The 20,121-nt window shown below is 69.0% G+C and carries 14 protein-coding genes; 4 read left to right on the forward strand and 10 right to left on the reverse strand.

Annotation, left to right across the window (positions count from 1 at the left end; genetic code table 11):
• Positions 1-355 precede the first annotated feature (355 nt).
• Positions 356-1,987, forward strand: coding sequence for a YifB family Mg chelatase-like AAA ATPase (locus QZM67_RS38380; protein WP_301811380.1), 1,632 nt, complete (start codon positions 356-358; stop codon positions 1,985-1,987).
• 333 nt (positions 1,988-2,320) lie between these two features.
• On the opposite strand, the gene QZM67_RS38385 is transcribed toward QZM67_RS38380, so the two are convergent.
• Positions 2,321-2,893 carry a hypothetical protein gene (locus QZM67_RS38385; RefSeq protein ID WP_301811384.1) on the reverse strand — a complete coding sequence of 191 codons (573 nt, stop codon included), beginning with the start codon at positions 2,891-2,893 and terminating at the stop codon, positions 2,321-2,323.
• Positions 2,894-3,053: 160 nt separating this feature from the next.
• On the opposite strand from QZM67_RS38385, the gene QZM67_RS38390 reads away from it, so the two are divergent.
• The gene (locus QZM67_RS38390) at positions 3,054-3,590 is read left to right on the forward strand and encodes a TlpA disulfide reductase family protein (RefSeq protein WP_085042120.1); all 537 of its coding nucleotides are present in this window, start codon (positions 3,054-3,056) and stop codon (positions 3,588-3,590) included.
• Between the two features lie 96 nt (positions 3,591-3,686).
• Here QZM67_RS38390 and QZM67_RS38395 read toward each other — a convergent pair whose 3' ends face one another.
• From QZM67_RS38395 to QZM67_RS38435, 9 genes are all read right to left on the reverse strand, one after another.
• Complete coding sequence (locus tag QZM67_RS38395) at positions 3,687-5,042, reverse strand: sigma-54 dependent transcriptional regulator (protein ID WP_301811439.1); 1,356 nt, start codon at positions 5,040-5,042, stop codon at positions 3,687-3,689.
• A gap of 94 nt (positions 5,043-5,136) precedes the next feature.
• Positions 5,137-7,149, reverse strand: a complete 2,013-nt coding sequence (locus QZM67_RS38400) for an ATP-binding protein (protein ID WP_301811401.1) — start codon at positions 7,147-7,149, stop codon at positions 5,137-5,139.
• A 4-nt stretch (positions 7,150-7,153) separates the two neighbouring features.
• A complete protein-coding gene (locus QZM67_RS38405) occupies positions 7,154-8,443 on the reverse strand; it encodes a dicarboxylate/amino acid:cation symporter (RefSeq protein WP_301811403.1) in 1,290 nt (429 codons plus the stop codon).
• 357 nt (positions 8,444-8,800) lie between these two features.
• The gene (locus QZM67_RS38410; RefSeq protein WP_301811405.1) at positions 8,801-10,495 is read right to left on the reverse strand and encodes a cation acetate symporter; all 1,695 of its coding nucleotides are present in this window, start codon (positions 10,493-10,495) and stop codon (positions 8,801-8,803) included.
• Positions 10,496-10,506: 11 nt separating this feature from the next.
• A complete protein-coding gene (locus QZM67_RS38415; RefSeq protein WP_089431721.1) occupies positions 10,507-10,812 on the reverse strand; it encodes a DUF485 domain-containing protein in 306 nt (101 codons plus the stop codon).
• A gap of 238 nt (positions 10,813-11,050) precedes the next feature.
• Entirely contained in the window at positions 11,051-12,256 is a 1,206-nt protein-coding gene (locus QZM67_RS38420) for a CaiB/BaiF CoA-transferase family protein (protein ID WP_301811408.1), read from the reverse strand.
• A 30-nt stretch (positions 12,257-12,286) separates the two neighbouring features.
• A complete protein-coding gene (locus tag QZM67_RS38425; RefSeq protein ID WP_301811410.1) occupies positions 12,287-13,423 on the reverse strand; it encodes an acyl-CoA dehydrogenase family protein in 1,137 nt (378 codons plus the stop codon).
• 14 nt (positions 13,424-13,437) lie between these two features.
• Entirely contained in the window at positions 13,438-14,646 is a 1,209-nt protein-coding gene (locus tag QZM67_RS38430; RefSeq protein WP_175025640.1) for an acyl-CoA dehydrogenase family protein, read from the reverse strand.
• Positions 14,647-14,675: 29 nt separating this feature from the next.
• Positions 14,676-16,808 carry a 3-hydroxyacyl-CoA dehydrogenase NAD-binding domain-containing protein gene (locus QZM67_RS38435; RefSeq protein WP_301811412.1) on the reverse strand — a complete coding sequence of 711 codons (2,133 nt, stop codon included), beginning with the start codon at positions 16,806-16,808 and terminating at the stop codon, positions 14,676-14,678.
• Positions 16,809-17,057: 249 nt separating this feature from the next.
• On the opposite strand from QZM67_RS38435, the gene QZM67_RS38440 reads away from it, so the two are divergent.
• Entirely contained in the window at positions 17,058-18,020 is a 963-nt protein-coding gene (locus QZM67_RS38440; RefSeq protein WP_122946352.1) for a LysR family transcriptional regulator, read from the forward strand.
• A gap of 72 nt (positions 18,021-18,092) precedes the next feature.
• Entirely contained in the window at positions 18,093-19,970 is a 1,878-nt protein-coding gene (gene ggt, locus QZM67_RS38445) for a gamma-glutamyltransferase (RefSeq protein WP_301811417.1), read from the forward strand.
• The last annotated feature ends 151 nt before the right edge of the window (positions 19,971-20,121 follow it).

Genomic DNA, 20,121 nt, shown 5'->3' on the forward strand with positions numbered 1-20,121 from the left:
GGCGGGGGGGCGGGCCGCCTGGGGCGCCCCGCGCCCGCCGCCCCCGAAGTACTGAACTGAAGTACTGAAGTCGCCCCCGCTCTTCGTCGTCCGTCGTTCTCCGCAGTACCCCCGCTCTTCGCTGTTCCTCGCTCTTCGCTGTTCCTCGCTCTTCGCTGTCCGTCGCTCTTCGCAGCACCCCGCTCTTCGCCGTCCCTCGCTCTTCGCAGTACCCCCGCTCTTCGCTGTCCGTCGTTCCGCAGTCCCTCGTTCTTTCCCCGCGCCACGCCGGCAAGCGCGCACCGATTCTCCGATTCCCGCGGCATGCGGCCCCGAACGGCCGTCGCCCGTCCGTCTTGTTTACAGGAGCCTCGCCATGTCGCTCGCCGTGGTGCGCAGTCGCGCGCCCGCCTCCGGCCGCGCGCCGGACGTCACCGTCGAAGTCCATCTCGCCAACGGGTTGCCGTCGTTTTCGATCGTCGGCCTGCCCGATCTCGAAGTCCGCGAAAGCCGCGAGCGCGTCCGTGCCGCGCTGCAGAACTGCGGCTTCGAATTCCCCGTGCGCCGCATCACCGTCAACCTCGCGCCGGCCGACCTGCCGAAAGAGTCGGGGCGGTTCGACCTGCCGATCGCGCTCGGCATCCTCGCCGCGAACGGCCAGATCCCGGCCGACGCGCTGGCCGGCCGCGAATTCGCGGGCGAGCTGTCGCTGACGGGCGCGCTGCGGCCGATGCGCGGCGCGTTCGCGATGGCGTGCGGGGTGGCGCGGGACTGGCAGGCTGCGGAAACCGGCGCAGCTTCCGGTTTGCGCTCCGGCGCCCTTTCCGATTCGGGCCACGGTGGCGGGGTGTCGGGTCCGGGTTCGAGCGCCGCCGCCCTGTCGAGCGCCCCCGAGCTGTACCTGCCGCTCGCCAGCGCCGCCGAGGCCGCGCTCGTGCCGGGCGTCACCGTGTTCGGCGCGCCGGACCTGCCCGCGCTGTGCGCGCACCTCGCCGGTGCGCCGGACGCCCGGCTCACACCGGTCGCGGCGCCGAGCCTCGACGGCCTGCCGATGCCCGCCGCCCCCGATCTCGCCGATGTGGTCGGCCAGCGCGGTGCCCGCCGCGCGCTGGAAGTCGCGGCCGCGGGCGGCCATCACATGCTGATGGTCGGGCCGCCGGGGGCCGGCAAGTCAATGCTGGCCGCACGGCTGCCGGGCCTCCTGCCGCCGCTGACCGACGACGAAGCGCTGACCTCGGCCGCGCTCCTGTCGGCGAGCCGCCTCGGCTTCTCGCCCGCGCAGTGGCGCCGGCGGCCGTTCCGCGCACCGCATCACTCGTCGAGCGCCGCCGCGCTCGTTGGCGGCCGCAACCCGCCGCAACCGGGCGAGATCACGCTCGCGCACCTCGGCGTGCTGTTCCTCGACGAACTCCCGGAATTCGACCGGCACGTGCTCGAAATGCTGCGCGAGCCGCTGGAGGCCGGCCGCATCACGATCTCGCGCGCGGCGCAGCAAGCCGACTTCCCGGCCGCGTGCCAGCTGATCGCCGCGATGAACCCCTGCCCGTGCGGCTGGCACGGCGATCCGTCCGGGCGCTGCCGCTGCTCGCCGGACGTCGCCGCGCGCTACCTGCGCAAGCTGTCGGGGCCGCTCGTCGACCGCATCGACATCCAGATCGACCTGCCCGCGCTGTCGCCGGCCGAACTGGCGACACGCGTAACGGCGCCCGGCGAGCCGAGCGCCGCGGTGGCGGCACGGGTCGCGCAGGCGCGTGCGCTGCAACTCAATCGGCAGGGCAAGACGAATCACATGCTGAGCGGTCGCGAGACGGACGACCTGTGCCGCCCGACCAACGAAGGCGAACGGCTGCTGCGCGAGGCCGGCGAGCGCTTCGGCTGGTCGGCGCGCGCGTATTACCGCGTGCTGAAAGTCGCGCGGACGATCGCCGACCTGGCCGGCGACCCGCTGCCGACGGCCGCGCAGATCGCCGAAGCGATCCGCTACCGACGCGCGCTGACGGCGCTCTGAGTGCCTTCGGAGGACAAAATCCGGCTGTCAAGACTTGACTTATGCACAATTTCGCGAATCCGGCCCCGGATCCCGGCTCGGCGAGACCTTTGCGGCACGGAATCCGTATCCCATTGTTTTGATTGATTTTTCTCAAAACGCGAGCGATCCGCCAAACGGGCCGAAAGGCCGTCTGGCGTGGCTCAGCGGGAAATTCGGGCAACTTTTCAACAAAGTTATCCACATGCGCTGTGGATAGCCGAAAAAACCCCGCAAAATCCGACGACTAGCGCCGAAAGCTGCGAATGAACTTTCAGTTGTCACAGAGTGTCTGAGCGCCCTCGCCGGCCGCCGTCAGTCGAGTTTGAAAGACCCGAAAAACTGGTCGAGCTGCTCCTGCGTGAGCGGCCCGTCGGCAATCACGACCGCCTGGTACGCGTGCCGGCCGCGCGTGACGAGCCGCGCGACGATCGTCTTGTGCGCGCGATCGCCGCCGGCGGCCGCGCCGGCGATGCGCAGCTCGAGCCCGTTCACCGCACCGCCGGCCGCGAGCGGCACGGGCACCGCAGCCGTCTGCGGCGCGCCTTCGAGGTTGCGGGACAGCCCGGCGCGCAGGAACTCGAGCGCCGCACGGCGCGTGTCGTCACGGTCGTCCGGCAGCGTGAGCGTGCCGACCGCGAACACCGCGCCGTCAACGTGCGCGGCCTGCATCCGCATCGGCATCGATGCGCCGCCGATCGCCACCGGCTGATTCTCGACGGTCGGCTTCGCCGGCAGGTCGATCGTGTAGCCGGCATCGTTGTGCAGCGTGCGCCAGTCGTACGACGGCGAGCACGCGGCCAGCGCAACGCTCACGCACGCGAGCGCGGCGAAGTGTCGCAGCGGACGAAAAAGGGGGCGCAACGAAACGGTGACTTCCTTCGGCATGGCGTGGGTCGGGCAGGCAAAACGGGCATTATCCGCCGAACGTGGATTCCGGGATGTGTGGCCGCCGCCGGTGCGCGCGCCGCATTCGCGCTAAAATGAGCGCCGAATTTCGATGTCCTTTGCATTGATCCGCGTCATCGACCGACTCCGAGAGCACCAGATGAACACCACGCCTCCCGCCCGGCGCAGCGCCGGCCCCGTCCGCTACATCGTCGCCGCCGTCGTCGTCGCGGCGATCGCCGTTGCCGGCTTCTTCGCGTTCAACGGCAAGTCCACCGTGCCGGACGCCACGTTCACGCTGCTGTCGGGCCAGAAGGTGTCGACTGCAGGCGATCTGAAAGGCAAGGTCTATCTCGTGAACTTCTGGGCGACGAGCTGCGCGACCTGCATGCAGGAAATGCCGCAGATGGTCGATACCTACAATCGCTTCAAGGGCCAGGGTCTGGAATTCGTCGCGGTCGCGATGAACTACGATCCGCCGATGTACGTCGCGAACTATGCACAAACTCGCCAGTTGCCGTTCAAGGTCGCGCTCGACGACGGCAGCGTCGCGAAGCAGTTCGGCAACGTGCAGCTCACGCCGACGACCTTCGTCGTCGACAAGGACGGCAAGATCCTGAAGCGCTACGTCGGCGCACCGCAGTTCGCAGAACTCGACGCACTGCTCAAGAAGGCACTCGGCAGCAACGCGGCCTGAGCGCCGCCGATCCGGCTCGAAGGGCCGCGCACCGCGCCCTTCTCCGCACGACGGACCGCGCGACCGGGCAACCCGGTTCCGCGGTCCGTCTGCTTTTCAGCGCTCGGTTTCGCCTTTCGCCGACAACCCGTAGCGCTTCATCTTCTCGTACAGCGTCGCCTTGCCGACATGCAGCCGGTCGGCCGTCGCGGCAACCGCGCCGCCCGTCTGGTTCAACGCCTCGGCGATCACCGCGCGTTCGAATTGCTCGATGCGCTCCTTCAGCGTCTGCTCGTTGTCGGCTTCGTCGCCGCCCGCGCCCGTCTCCTGCGGCATGTCGGCCACGCCGAGCACGAAGCGGTCGGCCGCGTTGCGCAGCTCGCGCACGTTGCCGGGCCAGTCGCGCTGCATCAGGCTCGCGCGCTGCCGGTCGGTCAGCACCGGCGCGGGCCGCGCGTAACGCACGGCCGCATCGAGCATGAAGTGCTCGAACAGCGGCACGATGTCCTCGCGGCGCTCCGCAAGCGGCGGCAGCGCGATCGTCACGACGTTGAGGCGGTACAGCAGGTCGCGCCGGAACGTGCCGGCCGCGACGAGCTCGCTCATGTCGCCCTTCGCAGCCGCCACCACGCGGCAGTTCACGCGGATCGTCTGGTTCGAGCCGAGCCGCTCCAGCACGCCGTCCTGCAGCACGCGCAGCAGCTTCACCTGCAGCGCGAGCGGCATGCTTTCGATTTCGTCGAGAAACAGCGTGCCGCCCGACGCGTATTCGAGCTTGCCGACCCGGCGCTTCGCGGCACCGGTGAACGCACCGGGCTCGTAGCCGAACATCTCCGACTCGAACATCGGCTCGGGCAGCGCGCCGCAATTCACCGCGATGAACGGCTTGTCGCGGCGCGGCGACAGCTCGTGCAGGCTGCGCGCGATCAGCTCCTTGCCGGCGCCCGTGTCGCCGTTGATCAGCACCGACGCATCGGTCGGCGCGACGTTCGCGATCAGCTTGCGCACCTGCTCGATCGCGGGGCTGCGGCCAATGATGCGCGGCGCGACGACGTTCTGCCCGGCCAGCTCGCGCCGCAGCGCGTGGTTCTCGAGCACGAGCTCGCGCCGCTCGAGTGCGCGGCGCACCGTCTCGATCAGGCGCTCGGCCGCGAATGGTTTTTCGATGAAGTCGTACGCGCCGTCGCGCATCGCCTGCACGGCCATCGAGATGTCGCCGTGCCCCGTGACGAGGATCACGGGCACGTCGGGCACGCGCTCGCGGCACTGCGCGAGCACGTCGAGCCCGCTCGCGCCAGGCAGCCGGATGTCGCTGACGATCGCGCCGGCGGTATCCGCGACGATCGCCTTCTCGGCCGCTTCGGCCGACTCGAAGCCGGCGACGTCGAACCCCGCCAGCTGAAGGCTCTGCACGCTTGCCCGGCGAACGAGCGCATCGTCTTCGATATAGATCACTTGCAGCCGGTTGGCCATCGTACTCACTTGCTCCTGACGGGCCGCGCGGCGGCAGCGCGCGCGGCGGCGTTGATACCGATCGTGCGCCGATCGGGCGGGCGGCGGGGCGCGCCTAGCGCGGCGTGCCCGTCGGCTCGGACACGGAGTCCGGATGATGCGTGCGCGTGCGCCGCAGCGTCAAGACGAACAGCGCGCCGCCCGACGGCGCGTTGCGTGCGGTCAGCGCACCGCCCGCGTCGCTCGCGATCGACGACGAGATCGCCAGACCGAGCCCGAGCCCGCGCCCCATTTCCTTGGTCGTGAAGAACGGCTCGAACAGGCGCGGCAGCAGGTCCGGCGCAATGCCGCAGCCGTTGTCGCGCACCTCGACCGCGAGCGTGGCCGCCGACACCGCGATCGTCACTTCGATCGCCGGCGCCGCAACGCCGGCCACCGCGTCGAGCGCGTTGCCGAGCAGGTTGATCAGCACCTGTTCGAGACGCAGATCCTCGCAACGGGCGACGAGTTCGGGATAGTCGCGCGCCAGGTCGAGCGGCGCATCCTGGGCGGGCGACACGGTCGCGTCCTGCAGCGTCAGCGTGAGCGCGACGCCGCGCAGCCGCTCGTCGAGCAGCGACAACACGCTGCGCAGCGCACGCACGACGAGCGCCTGCTCGTTGCGCGGCTTCGCGCGGCCGACGAACAGCTTCAGCTGGTTCGTGATCTTGCCCATCCGCTCGGTGAGCGCGGCGATCGCCTCGAGGTTCTCGCGCGCGGCGCCCTGCTCGCCGCGATCGAGCAGCACGCGCGTGTTGTCCGAGAAGCTGCGCAGCGCCGCGAGCGGCTGGTTCAGTTCGTGCGTGATGCCGGCGGCCATCTGGCCGAGCGCGGCGAGCTTGCTCGCCTGGATCAGTTCGTCGTGCGCGGCGCGCAGTTCCTGCTCCGCGCGGATCCGGTCGCCGACCTCCTTCTGCAATTGCTCGTTCGCTTCCGACAGGTCGGCCGTGCGCTCCTCGACGCGCCGGTTCAGCTCCGCGTACGCCTGCTGCAGCAGCGCGCGGCCGCGGATCATTTCGCGCACCCGCGCGCGGCGCATCCGCCAGTAGAACGCGAGCAGCGCGACCGACACGAAGCCGAAGCCCGTGACGATCGTCGCGTTGCGCGCATCGGCGTCGACGGGGGCGACCGGCGCGAGCGTGACGAGCAGCCAGTCGGGCTCGCCGATCCGCCGCTTGCTCGCGAGGAAGCGCGGCGCACGCAGGCCGGGGCCGAGGCGCACGATCTCCGCATCGGGGCCGAGCACCTGTTCGATGCGCAGCGGCAGCGGCGTGACGGGCTGCTGCGCGTACTGGCGCGTCTCGTAGATCGACGCGGCGACGGGCCCCGTCAGCGGCCGCAGCGTGTGGTACTTCCACGCGGGCACCGACGACAGGAACACGACGCCGTGATCGTCCGCGACGACGAGCGGCTCGGACGCATCGGCGCCCTGGAACCATTCGAGGTTGAGCTTCACGACGACGACGCCCGCGATCCTGCCGTCGCGCCACACGGGCTGCGAGATGTAGTAGCCGGGATCGCGCGAGATCGTGCCGATCCCGAAGAAGCGGCCGACCTGCCCGTTCATCGCGTCGAGAAAATACGGGCGGAAGCGGTATTCGATCCCGACGAAGCTTTCGGGCGCGCGCCAGTTGCTCGCGGCGACGCACAGGCCGTCCGCGCCGATCACGTAGGTGACGGTCGCATGCGCGTGTTCGTTGAGGTCTTCGAGATAGCGGTTGACGCGCGCGGTGTAGTCGGCGCGCTTCGGCTCGGCGAGCAGGTCCTGCACGTACGGATGGCTGCCGAGCAGATAGGGCAGCGATTCGTAGCGGTCGAGTGTGCTCTTGAGCGCGTTGGTGGTGCGGTCGACGCGCACTGCGGCGTTGCGCTGCAGCTCCGCGACGCCTCGCCGCCAGGTGATCGTCCACGTCAGCGTGCACGCCGCGGCGAGCGCGGCGGCAAGCACGACGAGAATGAGCAGGCGGCGCGTCACGGTCGAGGCTTCCTGGCGATGCGGATCGCCTATTGTGTCATAGGCCTCCGCCTCGTCGCCCTGGCCGCCGCGGGCCGCGCCGCCGGCGGGCGGTGCCGCCGCCTGCTCGTTCATGGTGTCAGACGCCAGCCGTCTCGGTCGTCGTGACCTCGCCGCTGCCCGTCAGCGCCTGGCGCAGCTTGTTGCGGTCGAGCTCCTTCTCCCAGGCCGACACGACGACCGTCGCGACGCCGTTGCCGACGATGTTGGTCAGCGCGCGGCATTCGCTCATGAAGCGGTCGATGCCGAGGATCAGCACCATGCCCGACAGCGGGATCGTCGGCACGACGGCGAGCGTCGCGGCGAGCGTGATGAAGCCCGCGCCCGTGACGCCGCTCGCGCCCTTCGACGTCAGCATCGCGACGGCCAGCAGCGTGAGCTGCTGCATCCACGTCAGTTCGATGTTGGTCGCCTGCGCGATGAACAGCACCGCCATCGTCATATAGATGTTGGTGCCGTCGAGGTTGAACGAATAGCCGGTCGGCACGACGAGGCCGACGACCGAACGCGAACAACCGGCCTTCTCGAGCTTTTCCATCAGCTGCGGCAGCGCGGCTTCCGACGAGCTCGTGCCCAGCACGATCAGCAGTTCTTCCTTGATGTACGACACGAAGCGCAGGATCGAGAAGCCCGTGACGCGCGCGATCGTGCCGAGCACGACGAGCACGAATACGACCGACGTCAGGTAGAACGTGCCGATCAGCTTGAGCAGCGGCACCAGCGAGCCGACGCCGTACTTGCCGATCGTGAACGCCATCGCGCCGAACGCGCCGATCGGTGCCAGCTTCGTGACGATGTGCACGATGCCGAACAGCACGCGCGTGAGCCCGTCGATGAAGTCCGTCACCACCTTGCCGCGCTCGCCGAGGTGCGCAAGCACGCTGCCGAACAGCAGCGCGATCAGCAGGATCTGCAGGATCTCGCCCTGCGCGAACGCATCGACCATCGTGTTCGGGATGATGTGCATCAGGAAGTCGACCGTCGACTGCCCGTGTGCCTTCGCCGCATACGACGCGACGGCCTTGCCGTCGAGCGTCGCCGGATCGATGTTGAAGCCAACGCCCGGACGCAGGATGTGCGTCGCCGCGAGGCCGAGCAGCAGCGCGAAGGTCGACACGATCTCGAAGTACAGCAGCGCCTTGCCGCCGACGCGGCCCACCTTCTTCATGTCCTCCATGCCGGCGATGCCGGTGACGACCGTACAGAAGATGATCGGGCCGATCACCATCTTGATCAGCTTGATGAACCCGTCGCCGAGCGGCTTCATGTCGGTGGCGAGCGCCGGGTAGTAGTGGCCGAGGATCACGCCGACGATGATGGCGAAGATCACCTGCGCATAGAGCACTTTGTAGAAGGGTTTCTTCTTCACGATGGTTCCTGCTGAAGTAGATGAGCCGATGGAAACGGCGTCACGCGCGCGGACGAATGTCAGGGGAAGAATCTTTCGCCCGCGCGGCTGCCGTGCCGCAACAAGCGATGCCTCAGGACGTCCGGAGGGGAAGGAAGGCAGTGGTCATCGATTGTCTCCTTGCTTGCTGTAGTAGTTCGGCCGGGGGGATGGCCGTGCGCTTTATATTGCAAGGTCGATGCCAGGTGCCCGGAAGCCCTCAAGCCGTTGTTTTCATTGTATTTCTCATAATGTGGCAGGCAAGGAAATCCGGGATTCCGGATTTCCGGAAAATATCCGTCCGGCGATCCGGACGGATATCCCAATTCGTCTAATGAATCAATGCTGCACGGCGCGGCCAGCGAGCACGCCCGTCTGCGCGTAGAACTCCTGCTGCGCGAACGCGTCGCGCTCGCGCCGTGCGCGCTCGCCGCGATCCAGCAGCGAGCCGACGACGATTCCGATGAACGCGAGCGGCACCGATACGAGCGCCGGGTTGTCGAGGAACACCGGCGCATGCGCGTGGTGCAGCACGTCGACCCACACCGACTTCGACAGCACCGTGAGCGCGACCGCCGACGCAAGGCCGAGGCCGCCGCCGAGCACCGCGCCGCGCGTCGTCATCCCGCGCCAGAAGATCGACATCGCCAGCACCGGGAAATTCGCGCTCGCAGCCACCGCCGCGACGAGCCCGACCATGAACGCGACGTTCACGTGCTCGAACAGGATCGACAGCCCGATCGCCACCGCCGACAGCGCGATCGTCGCCGCGCGCGAGATGCGCATCTCGACGCGTTCGTCCGGTTTGCCGCGCGCCCACATCTGCGCGTACAGGTCGTGCGAGATCGTCGTCGCGCCGGCGAGCGTCAGGCCCGCGACCACCGCGAGGATCGTCGCGAACGTGACGGCCGCGATGAAGCCGTAGAACCAGTTCCCGCCGACCGCCTGCGCGAGCTTCACCGCGACCATGTTCGAGCCGCCGAGCAGGTCGTGCGTGAGGTTGAACGAGCCGTCCGCGCCGAGCTTGAAGAACTCCGGATGCTGCGCGAGCAGCACGATCGCCGAGAAGCCGATCACGAACGTCAGCAAATAGAAGTAGCCGATGAAGCCGGTCGCGTAGAGCACCGACTTGCGCGCCTCCTTCGCGTTCGGCACCGTGAAGAAGCGCATCAGGATGTGCGGGAAACCGGCCGTGCCGAACATCAGCGCGATGCCGAGCGACAGCGCGTTGGCCGGATCACGGATCAGCTTGCCGGGCCCCATGATCGACAGCGCGCCCGGATGCACGGCCACCGCGCGGCGGAACATCTCGTCGACGCTGAAGCCGAATTCGCTGAGCGCGAGCACGACGAGCAGCGTCGCGCCGCACAACAGCAGCACGGCCTTGATCACCTGCACCCAGGTGGTGGCCGTCATCCCGCCGAAGAACACGTACACGACCATCAGCACGCCGACGATCAACTCGGCCGTGCCGTACGACAGCCCGAACAGCAGCTGGATCAGCTTGCCCGCGCCGACCATCTGCACGACGAGGTACAAGACGACGATGGTCAACGAATTCGCGGACGTCAGCAGCCGGATCGGCCGCTGCGCGAAGCGGTACGCGACGACGTCGACGAACGTGAACTTGCCGAGGTTGCGCAGCGGCTCGGCGATCAGGAACATCACGAACGGCCAGCCGACCAGGAAGCCGATCGAGTAGATGAGCCCGTCGAAGCCGAACATGAACACCATCCCGGACAGCCCGAGGAACGACGCCGCCGACATGTAGTCGCCCGCGATCGCGAGCCCGTTCTGCAGCCCGGTGATGCCGCCGCCGGCCGTGTAGAAGTCGCGCGTCGAGCGCGTGCGGCGCGCGGCCCAGCGCGTGAGCGCGAGCGTCGCGAACACGAACGCGAAGAACATCCCGATCGCGACCGGGTTCAGTTCGACCTTGCCGGGCATCGGGCCCGCAACGGATACCGCGTGGGCGGCGGAGGAAACGAGCGCTACGGGAACAGCAAGCGCGCCGAGCGCGATCGAGGGTCGTCGCATGTGGGCCTCCGTCACGAACGCTGCAGGATCGCGTCGACGCGGCGGTCGAACGCACGGTTCGCGCGCAGCACGTAGCACGCGGTCAGGCTGATCGCGACCAGGATGATCGCGACGCCCGTGGCGATCCCGACCGTCATGGTCGCGCCGCGGTACAGCGGCGCGGCGAGCACGTGCGGCGCGAGCGCGACGAGCAGGATGAAGCCGTAGTACGTGGCGATCATCAGCGCCGTCAGCGTGAAGCTGAAGCGGCGCCGCGCACGCACGAGCTGCTGGTAGTCACGGCGCGCCGTGACCGATTCGATGACGGAAAGCTCCATGGTGTCTCCTGTCGACCAGAGTTAGCGCTTTAGCGCTTACTCGGGTCCCATGCTTCGCGGTCGACCAGAGTTAGCGCTTTAGCGCTTACTCGGGTCCCATGCTTCGCGGTCGACCGGAGTTGGCGCTTTAGCGCTTACTCCAGTCCCCGCAGGGCGACCTCCTCGTCGTCGCGAGGGGTGTTTTGTGGATGGCCGGCGCGTCTACCGATCCGCCCGCGCCGCGGCGGCAAGAAATGCGCTACACGACGCGATCCGCACGCAGCCGCGCGACCTCGTCGGCAGACATCCCGAGCCAGCCACCGAGCACCGCATCCGTATCCGCACCGAGCACCGGTGGCGCACCGCGCACCGGCAGCCGTGCGCCGTCGAACCGATACGGCGGCGCAAGCACGTCGACGCCGCCCGCGACCGGGTGCGGCTGCCGCGTGACGAGCCCCGCGCTCGTCGCGCGTTCCGACTTCAGCGCTTCGTGCAGCCCGAGCACTTCCCCGCACGGAATGCCCGCATCGGCGAGCGCCGCGAGCAACGTCGCGCGCGACCGGCTTGCGAGTTCGCGACGAATCTCCGGCAGCAGATCGGCGCGATTCTCCGAGCGGCCGAGGTTGGTCTTGTAACGCGCGTCGGCCGCGAGATCGGGCCGCTCGATCGCCTCGCAGAAGCGCGCGAACTGCGTGTTGTTGCCGACCGTGATCACGAGCGGGCCGTCGGCCGCGTCGAACACGCCGTACGGCACGATCGACGGATGCGCGTTGCCGTAGCGCGGCGGGTCCTCGCCCATCAGCAGCGCGTCGAGCCCGTAGTACGCGGTGATCATCAGCCCGCAGTCGAACAGCGCCATCTCGATGCGCCGCCCGCGCCCCGTCGTATGGCGCTCGTACAACGCGGCGAGGATCGCCTGCGCCGAATACATGCCGGTGAACAGGTCGACCGCCGCGACGCCGAACTTCAGCGGCGGCTGGCCGGCTTCGCCGTTCAGCGCCATCAGCCCGGCCTCGCCCTGCACGACAAGGTCGTAGCCAGGCCGTGCGGCCTCGGTGCCCGAACGGTCGTAGCCGGAGATCGCGCAGTGCACGAGGCGCGGATTCAGCTCGGCCAGCGCGTCGTAGCCGAGCCCGAGCTTTTCCGCGCCGCCGAACTTGAAGTTGTGAAGCACGACGTCGGCCTGCGCGGCCAGTTCGCGTGCGAGCCGCTGCCCTTCGTCGGTCTGCAGGTCGAGACAGATCGAGCGCTTGCTGCGGTTCACGCTGTTGAAGTAGGTCGTCTCGGTGTCGCCGATCCTCAGGCCCCAGTCGCGCGTATCGTCGCCGCGCGCCGGATGCTCGACCTTGATCACTTCCGCGCCGAAATCGGCGAGCACCATCGCGCACCACGGGCCCGCGAGCACGCGCGAGAAATCGAGCACCTTCACGCCGGCCAGCGGCAATGCGCGCGATTCGTTCGTCATCCTTGTCTCCTCCATTCGCGTCGTTCGTTCTTACTGTTTCGACAGCGCGATATAGCGCGCGAGATGGTGATCCTCGTCGCCGAGCTGGTGATCGATCATCACGAGGCGCTTCGCGTAATGCGACAGCGGCAGCTCCCACGTCATCCCGATCCCGCCATGCAACTGGATGCTCTCCTCGGCGACGAGCGTGCCGATCCGGCCGATCGTGTACTTCGCCGCCGCGAGCGCGCGTTCGCGCACCGCGTGCGGTGCATCGAGCTGCGCAGCTGCGTTGATCACGGCCGAGCGCGCCTGCTCGACTTCGAGCAGCAAGTCGGCCATCCGGTGCTGCAGCGCCTGGAAGCTGCCGATCGGCAAACCGAACTGCTTGCGCGTACGCAGGTAGTCGAGCGTGTATTCCTTCGCGACGTCCATCGCGCCGAGCGCTTCCGCCGACAGCGCAAGCAGCCCGTAGCCGAGCACGCGCTCGAGCAGCTCGGCACCCGCTTCACCGTCATGCGCGCCGAGCGCGGCATCGGCCGGCAGCGCGACGCGTTCGAAGCGCACTTCCGCCGCGCGGCCGCCGTCGATCTTCCGGTAGTCGCGCAGCGACACGCCCGGCGCGTCGGCCGGCACGACGAACAGGCCGATGCCGGCCGCATCGTCGTCGTGGCCGGACACGCGCGCGCTGACGACGAAGAACGCCGCCTGCGCGGCCTGGTCGACGACACCCTTCGCGCCCGTCAACAGCCAGCCGTCGCCCGAGCGCTCGGCGCGCGTGCGCACGGTCGTCAGTTCGTAGTGCGAGCCCGGCTCGTCATGCGCGAACGCGGCGCTCGCACTGCCGTCGATCAGCGCGGCGAGCCGGTCGCGATGCGCCGCGCCGCCGGCGAGCGACAGCGCACGGCCCGCGAGCAGCGCGCCGAGGAACGGCTCGACGACGAGCCCGCGCCCGACGCATTCGAACACCACGGCGATGTCGAAGCCCGCGCCGCCGAAACCGCCGTCGGCTTCGGAAAACAGCGCGCCGACCGTACCGAGTTCGGCAAAGCGCTGCCACATCGCGCGATCGAACCCCTCGGCCGACTGCGCAATGCGATCGCGCACCGGGAACGCGTACTGTTCGGCGATGAAGCGGTTCAACGTATCCGCCAGCATCCGGCGGTCTTCTGTGTGCTGGAAATCCATCGTCGCGTCCCTCGTTACAGCCCGAGCATCATCTTCGCGATGATGTTCTTCTGGATCTCGTTCGAGCCGCCGAAGATCGACAGCTTGCGGTTGTTGAAGTACTGCTGCGCGGCGCTCGCGGCTTCGTCCGGGCCAACCGGCTCGCCGTCGTAGTCGGCATCGAGTGCTTCCTCGACGAACGGCTGCGCATACGGCCCCATCGCGCGCCGCATCAGCGCGGTGATCTCCTGGCGGATCTGCGTGCCGCGAATCTTCAGCATCGAGCTTTCCGCACCCGGCGCGCCGCCGCCCGCGACCGCGGCCAGCACGCGCAGGTTGGTCGTGCGCATGTTCTCGAGTTCGATCTCGACCCGCGCGATACGCGCCGCGAAGAACGGATCGTCGGCAAGCGGCCGACCGTTCTTCGTGACCTTCGCAGCCACCGCGCGCAGCCGGTCGAGCGCGGCCGTCGAGAAGCCGATTCCGGCGATGTTGGTGCGCTCGTACGTGAGCAGGTATTTCGCGTAGGTCCAGCCGCGGTTCTCTTCGCCGACGAGGTTGTCGGCCGGCACGCGCACGTCGGTGAAGAACACCTCGTTCACTTCGTGCTCGCCGTCGAGCGTAATGATCGGACGGACCTCGACGCCCGGCGTGTTCATGTCGATCAGCAGGAAGCTGATGCCTTCCTGCTTGCGCACGTCGGTCGCGGTGCGCACAAGGCAGAAGATCATGTTCGCGTAGTGGCCGAGCGTGGTCCACGTCTTCTGGCCGTTCACGACGTAGTGCTCGCCCTGCGCGTCGATGCCGCGCACCGCGCTCGTCTTCACCGCCGCGAGATCGGAACCGGCGCCCGGCTCCGAGTAGCCCTGGCACCACCAGTCGGTGCCGTCGAGGATGCGCGGCAGCCAGCGGCGCTGCTGCGCTTCGTTGCCGTACTTGATCAGCACAGGGCCGAGCATGTTCACGCCGAACGGCACGATGCGCGGCGCTCCCGCGAGTGCGCACTCGTTATCGAACAGGAACTTCTGCGCGACGCTCCAGCCGGGGCCGCCGTATTCGCGCGGCCAGTGGCTCGCGAGCCAGCCGCGCGCGTTGAGTGTCGCGTGCCATTCGCGCATGTCGTCGCGCGTGAGATGCAGGCCGCCCTTCACCTTGCGCGCGATGCGCGCGGGCAGTTCGGCTTGCAGGAAGCGCTGCACTTCCGTGCGGAAGGCTTCCTCTTCGGGAGTGAAATTGAGGTCCATCTTCGGTCCGTTACGAATGCGGTGAGCGTTCAGTCGATGCGGTTCAGGCTCGCGAAATCCGCGCCGCGCGCGACGAGATCGACGAGCAGCGGCGACGGCTTCCAGAACAGTGGATCTTCCTTCGCGAACGCACGGATATCGGCGAGCACGTTCGCGAGGCCGACCGTATCCGCGTAGTGCATCGGGCCGCCGCGATAGCGCGGGAAGCCGTAGCCGTACAGGAACACCGCATCGACATCGAGCGGGCGCAGCGCGATCTTCTCGTGCACGACGTTTGCACCTTCGTTGATCATCGCGGCGAGGTAGCGGCGCATGATTTCGTCGTCGGTGAATGTGCGCGGCGTGACGCCCTTCTTCGCGCGCTCTTCGGCGACGATCGCTTCGACTTCCGGATCCGGCGTGCCGACCCGCGCGCCGTCCGGATACAGGTAATAGCCGCGCGCCGTCTTCTGGCCGAACCAGCCGCGCTCGCACAGCCGGTCGGAAATCTCCACGTAGCGTGCCCGCGGGTCACGCGTCGCCGCGCGGCGCTTGCGGGTCGCCCAGCCGATGTCGCCACCCGCGAGGTCGACGACCTGGAACGGCCCCATCGGGAAACCGAATTCGCGCACCGCGCGGTCGATCTGGTACGGCGACGCGCCGTCTTCCATCAGGTAGTCGGCCGCCGTCCGATAAACCGCGAGGATCCGGTTGCCGATGAAGCCGTCGCACACGCCCGCGCGCACCGGCGTCTTCTTCAGCTGCTTCGCCAGCGCGAACGCGGTCGCGACGACGTCCGCGCTCACGCGCGCCGGCACGACGATCTCGAGCAGCTTCATCACGTTGGCCGGCGAGAAGAAATGCAGGCCGATCACGTCGGCCGGCCGGTCGATGCTCGCGGCCAGTTCGTCGATGTCGAGATACGACGTGTTGGTCGCAAGCACCGCGCCCGGCTTGCACACGCGCGCGAGTTCGGCGAACACGGCCTGCTTCACGGCCATGTCTTCGAACACGGCCTCGATCACGACGTCGGCCTGCGCGAGCGCGTCGTACGACGTGCTGCCCTTGAAGCGCGCGAGCCGCGCCGCGTGCGCGGCCGGCGTCATCCGCCCTTTCGCGACGAGGCCGTCGTACACCTTCTCGACGTGCGCGCGACCGCGCGCGAGCGACGCTTCGTCGCGTTCGATCATCGTCACCGGCAGCCCGGCATCGAGCGCCGCGACCGCAATGCCCGCGCCCATCGTGCCGCCGCCGACCACGCCGATCCGCTCGACCGGCCGTGCGCTCGCGCGCCGCGCCTCGGGCGCCTTCGCCGCTTCGCGCTCCGCGAAGAACGCATGCACGAGGCCCGCGCGCTGTGGGCTGTCGACGCACTGAAGGAACAGGCTGCGCTCGAACTTCATCCCCGCGTCGAACGACTGCGTGAGCGCGGCCTCGACCGCGTCGACGATCTTCGCGGGCGAGAACAGGCCGCGCGATTTCTTCGGCAGCTCCGCGCGCGCCGCATCGATCGCGGCCTGCGCCGCCGCGCGGTCGGCAAGCCCCTGCGCGTCGCGCGTGCGGCGCACCGGTGCGCCGAGCGACACGAGTTCCTGCGCGTACGCGAGGCCTTCGGCGAGCGTGTCGTCACTGTGCGCGACGCGGTCGACGAGGCCGAGCGCGAGCGCTTCGTCGGCGCTCGCGTGACGGCCCGTCAGCATCAGGTCGAGCGCGGCCTTCGCACCGATCAGGCGCGGTGCGCGCTGCGTGCCGCCCGCGCCGGGCAGCAGGCCGAGCGTGACTTCGGGCAACCCGAGCTTCGTGCCGGGCACCGCGAGCCGGTAATGCGCGGCGAGCGCGACTTCGAGGCCGCCGCCGAGCGTCGCGCCGTGCAGCGCGACCACGACCGGCTTCGTGCCCGATTCGATCCGCTCGCACACGTCGGGCAGCGACGGCGGCACCGGCGGCTTGCCGAATTCGCGGATGTCGGCACCCGCGATGAAGTTGCGGCCGGCGCCGACGATCAGCACCGCGCGGATCGCGTCGTCGGCCTGCGCGGCGTCGAGCGCGTCGGCGAGGCCGCGCCGCACATCGGCGGACAGCGCATTGACAGGCGGATGATCGATCGTGACGACGAGCACCTTGTCGCGCCGCTCGCGCGTGACGGTGCCCGCCGGGCTGATGGGGGAAGCGGGTGAATTCATCGTGTCTCCTTGACGCGGCGGCCGGTACGTCGACGCCGGTTCGTGACTCGCGGCCACGCGAGCGGCGCCGGGGCACCGGCCCCGGTCCCGCACGAAGCGGGACAAGATCCGGCCGAACGCCGGGCATGACCCGATTCTCGATTGATCGAGATTCATTGACAATTCCCTCTCGCTTTTACAAGCTGTCAAGTCTGACTTGACACTGAATGCTTCCAACCATTAAACGGGACGGATCAGGAGACGCGACGCATGGACCTGAACGCGCTGACGCTGCTCGTCGAGATCCTCGACGCCGGCAATCTCAGCAAGGCCGCGCAGCGGCTCAAGATGAGCCGGGCGAACGTCAGCTACCGGCTGAACCAGCTCGAACGCTCGATCGGCCAGCAGCTCGTGCGGCGCACGACACGGCGTATCGAGCCGACCGAGATCGGGCTGAAGCTGTACGAACACGGCCGGCGCATCCGCAACGAGCTGCTGGCCGCGCAGGAATCGGTGACGACGCTCGGCCAGGACCTGCAGGGCCGCGTGCGGCTGTCGGTGCCGAGCGGCTACGGGCAGATGGTGATGTCCGACTGGCTGCTCGCGTTCAAGCGGCTGCATCCGGGCATCGTGCTCGACGTCGTGTTCGAGAACCGCGTGGAAGACCTGATGCGCGACGAGATCGACATCGCGGTGCGCGTGATGCCGGAGCCGCCGCAGAACCTCGTCGCGCGCGACATGGGCGCGGTGCGCTACGTCGCGTGCGCGTCCGCCGCATTCGCGGCCGAGCACGGGATGCCCGCGAGCCTCGGCGCGTTGTCGGCCTCCCCCGTCGTCACCGCGACGGTGATGGGCCGGCAGCTCAGGATCGCCGCCTATCTCGGCGACGAGCGCCACGAGGTGCTGCTCGAGCCGACGCTGGTTTCGGAGAACTTCCTGTTCCTGCGGCAGGCGATCCTCGGCGGGATCGGCGTCGGCATCGTGCCCGACTACGTGGTGCACGACGACATCCGGCGCGGCACGGTCGTCACGTCGCTCGACGCGTACCGGCTCAGTATCTTCGGCACGCACATGTACATGCTCTACATGCCGAACCGGCACCACACGCGCGCGACGTCGACGTTCATAGAGTTCATCCTCGAACAGGCCGGAAAGACCGGCCGGGGCGGGCCCGGCGCGATGGGTCAGGGTTTCCTGTCGGGTGACAAGCCGCCGGCCGCGCGGCGACAATAGCGCGCCCGGGGCGGGCAGCCGCGCTGCGCCGGCACCGTCGCCTCCTTCGAATTCACTGCTGCCGAGGGTTCAATGTTCGACCGGATTCGTCCGCATTCGCGCTCCTGGACGCTGCTCGCCGCCGTCGCGCTCGTCGCGTTCAATGCCGGCTGCACGTCCCCGTCCACGCCGCCGTCGGGTGCGGTGGTGCCCGTCGCCGCCGCATCGGGTGCCGCCGTGCCGCTGCCCGGCGTCCACGCGCCCGAGCTGTCGTCCGGCTGGACCGACAAGCCGGGCTGGACCTCGCAGCACTTCATGATCGCGGCCGCGAACCCGCTCGCGACGCAGGCCGGCTACGACATGCTGAAGGCGGGCGGCACCGCGATCGACGCGGCGATCGCCACGCAGATGGTGCTCGCGCTCGTCGAGCCGCAATCGTCGGGGATCGGCGGTGGCGCGTTCCTGCTGTACTTCGACGGCAAGGCGACACAGGCCTACGACGGCCGCGAAACCGCTCCGGCCGCCGCGACCGACCGCCTGTTCTACGGGCCGACCGGCCAGCCGATGAGCTTCTACGAAGGTGTCGTCGGCGGGCGTTCGGTCGGCACGCCGGGCGTGCTGCGCATGCTCGACGCCGCGCACCGCGCGCACGGCAAGCTGCCGTGGCGCCGGCTGTTCCAGCCGGCGATCCGGCTCGCCGAGCACGGTTTCACGATCAGCCCGCGGCTCGCGATGCTGATCGCGAACGACAAGTACCTGAAAAACGATCCGGCCGCGCGCGCGTACTTCTACAACAAGGACGGCACGCCGAAGGCGGCCGGCACCGTGCTGAAGAACCCCGCGCTCGCGACCGTGCTGCGCCAGGTCGCCGACCGCGGCGCGAACGCGTTCTACAGCGGCGCGATCGCGCGCGACATCGTCACGAAGGTGCGCAAGCACCCGACCAACCCGGGCCTGCTGTCACTCCAGGATCTCGCGCGCTACAAGGCGAAGGTGCGCACGCCGCTGTGCGCCGATTACCGGCGCTCGGTCGTGTGCGGGATGCCGCCGCCGTCGTCGGGCGGCCTCGCGATCGCGCAGATGCTCGGCATCCTTGGAGCGATGCCCGACTGGCAGCAGATCGGCGCGCAGAAGCCGGTGCGCAACGACGTCGGCTACGAGCCGACGCCGTTCGCCGCGCACCTGTTCAGCGAAGCCGGGCGCCTCGCGTATGCGGACCGCGCGCGCTATGTCGCCGATCCCGATTTCGTGCCGCTGCCGGGCGGCAGCTGGGCGAGCCTCACCGACAAGACCTATCTCGCGCAGCGTGCGCACCTGATCGGCGACAGCAGCATGGGCATCGCGCAGGCCGGCACGCCGCAGGGCGCGACGCTCGCGATGGCCGACGACCGCAGCCCCGAGCTGCCGTCGACGTCCGATATCGCGATCGTCGACCGCTACGGCCAGGCGCTGTCGATGACGACGAGCATCGAGGATGCGTTCGGCTCGCGGCTGATGGTGCGCGGCTTCATGCTGAACAACCAGCTCACCGATTTCTCGTTCGTGTCGAACGACAACGGCCGGCCGGTCGCGAACCGCGTGCAGGCCGGCAAGCGGCCGCGCTCGGCGATGTCGCCGGAGCTCGTGTTCGACAAGAAGACGAAGCAGGTGACGATGGTCGTCGGCTCGGCCGGCGGCCCCGCGATCATCAACCACGTCGCGAAGACGCTGGTCGGCGTGCTCGACTGGGGGATGACGATGCAGCAGGCGATCGCGCTGCCGAATTTCGGGTCGATGAACGGGCCGACGCAGCTCGAACGCGGCCGCGTGTCGGACGCGCTCGCCGACGGGCTGAAGGGCCGCGGGCACGACGTGCAGGTCGTCGAGATGAACTCCGGGCTGCAGGGGATCCAGCGGCTGAACGTGCAGGGGCAGACGGTGTGGTTCGGCGGTGCGGATCCGCGACGGGAAGGCGTGGCGATGGGGGATTGAGGGCGATGAGCGGCGCACCCCGCGCGCCGCTCGACTCGCGTGTGCGATCCGGCAGCGCCATCCGCCGGGCGAACGGGCGCGGAGTGCACCCATGCCGCCCATCCGGTCGGGTTTAAACTGACGGCTTCCGCTACCCGTTCAGAAGCCGCGA

It is taken from the genome of Burkholderia sp. AU45251 (assembly GCF_030482905.1).
Lineage (GTDB): Bacteria > Pseudomonadota > Gammaproteobacteria > Burkholderiales > Burkholderiaceae > Burkholderia > Burkholderia aenigmatica.

What these genes read in the sequence shown, in the direction of transcription:
- QZM67_RS38380 (WP_301811380.1), top strand. Translation starts at nt 356, where the DNA reads ATGTCGCTCGCCGTGGTGCGCAGTCGCGCGCCCGCCTCCGGCCGCGCG.
- QZM67_RS38385 (WP_301811384.1), bottom strand. Translation starts at nt 2,893, where the DNA reads ATGCCGAAGGAAGTCACCGTTTCGTTGCGCCCCCTTTTTCGTCCGCTG.
- QZM67_RS38390 (WP_085042120.1), top strand. Translation starts at nt 3,054, where the DNA reads ATGAACACCACGCCTCCCGCCCGGCGCAGCGCCGGCCCCGTCCGCTAC.
- QZM67_RS38395 (WP_301811439.1), bottom strand. Translation starts at nt 5,042, where the DNA reads ATGGCCAACCGGCTGCAAGTGATCTATATCGAAGACGATGCGCTCGTT.
- QZM67_RS38400 (WP_301811401.1), bottom strand. Translation starts at nt 7,149, where the DNA reads ATGAACGAGCAGGCGGCGGCACCGCCCGCCGGCGGCGCGGCCCGCGGC.
- QZM67_RS38410 (WP_301811405.1), bottom strand. Translation starts at nt 10,495, where the DNA reads ATGCGACGACCCTCGATCGCGCTCGGCGCGCTTGCTGTTCCCGTAGCG.
- QZM67_RS38415 (WP_089431721.1), bottom strand. Translation starts at nt 10,812, where the DNA reads ATGGAGCTTTCCGTCATCGAATCGGTCACGGCGCGCCGTGACTACCAG.
- QZM67_RS38420 (WP_301811408.1), bottom strand. Translation starts at nt 12,256, where the DNA reads ATGACGAACGAATCGCGCGCATTGCCGCTGGCCGGCGTGAAGGTGCTC.
- QZM67_RS38425 (WP_301811410.1), bottom strand. Translation starts at nt 13,423, where the DNA reads ATGGATTTCCAGCACACAGAAGACCGCCGGATGCTGGCGGATACGTTG.
- QZM67_RS38430 (WP_175025640.1), bottom strand. Translation starts at nt 14,646, where the DNA reads ATGGACCTCAATTTCACTCCCGAAGAGGAAGCCTTCCGCACGGAAGTG.
- QZM67_RS38435 (WP_301811412.1), bottom strand. Translation starts at nt 16,808, where the DNA reads ATGAATTCACCCGCTTCCCCCATCAGCCCGGCGGGCACCGTCACGCGC.
- QZM67_RS38440 (WP_122946352.1), top strand. Translation starts at nt 17,058, where the DNA reads ATGGACCTGAACGCGCTGACGCTGCTCGTCGAGATCCTCGACGCCGGC.
- ggt (WP_301811417.1), top strand. Translation starts at nt 18,093, where the DNA reads ATGTTCGACCGGATTCGTCCGCATTCGCGCTCCTGGACGCTGCTCGCC.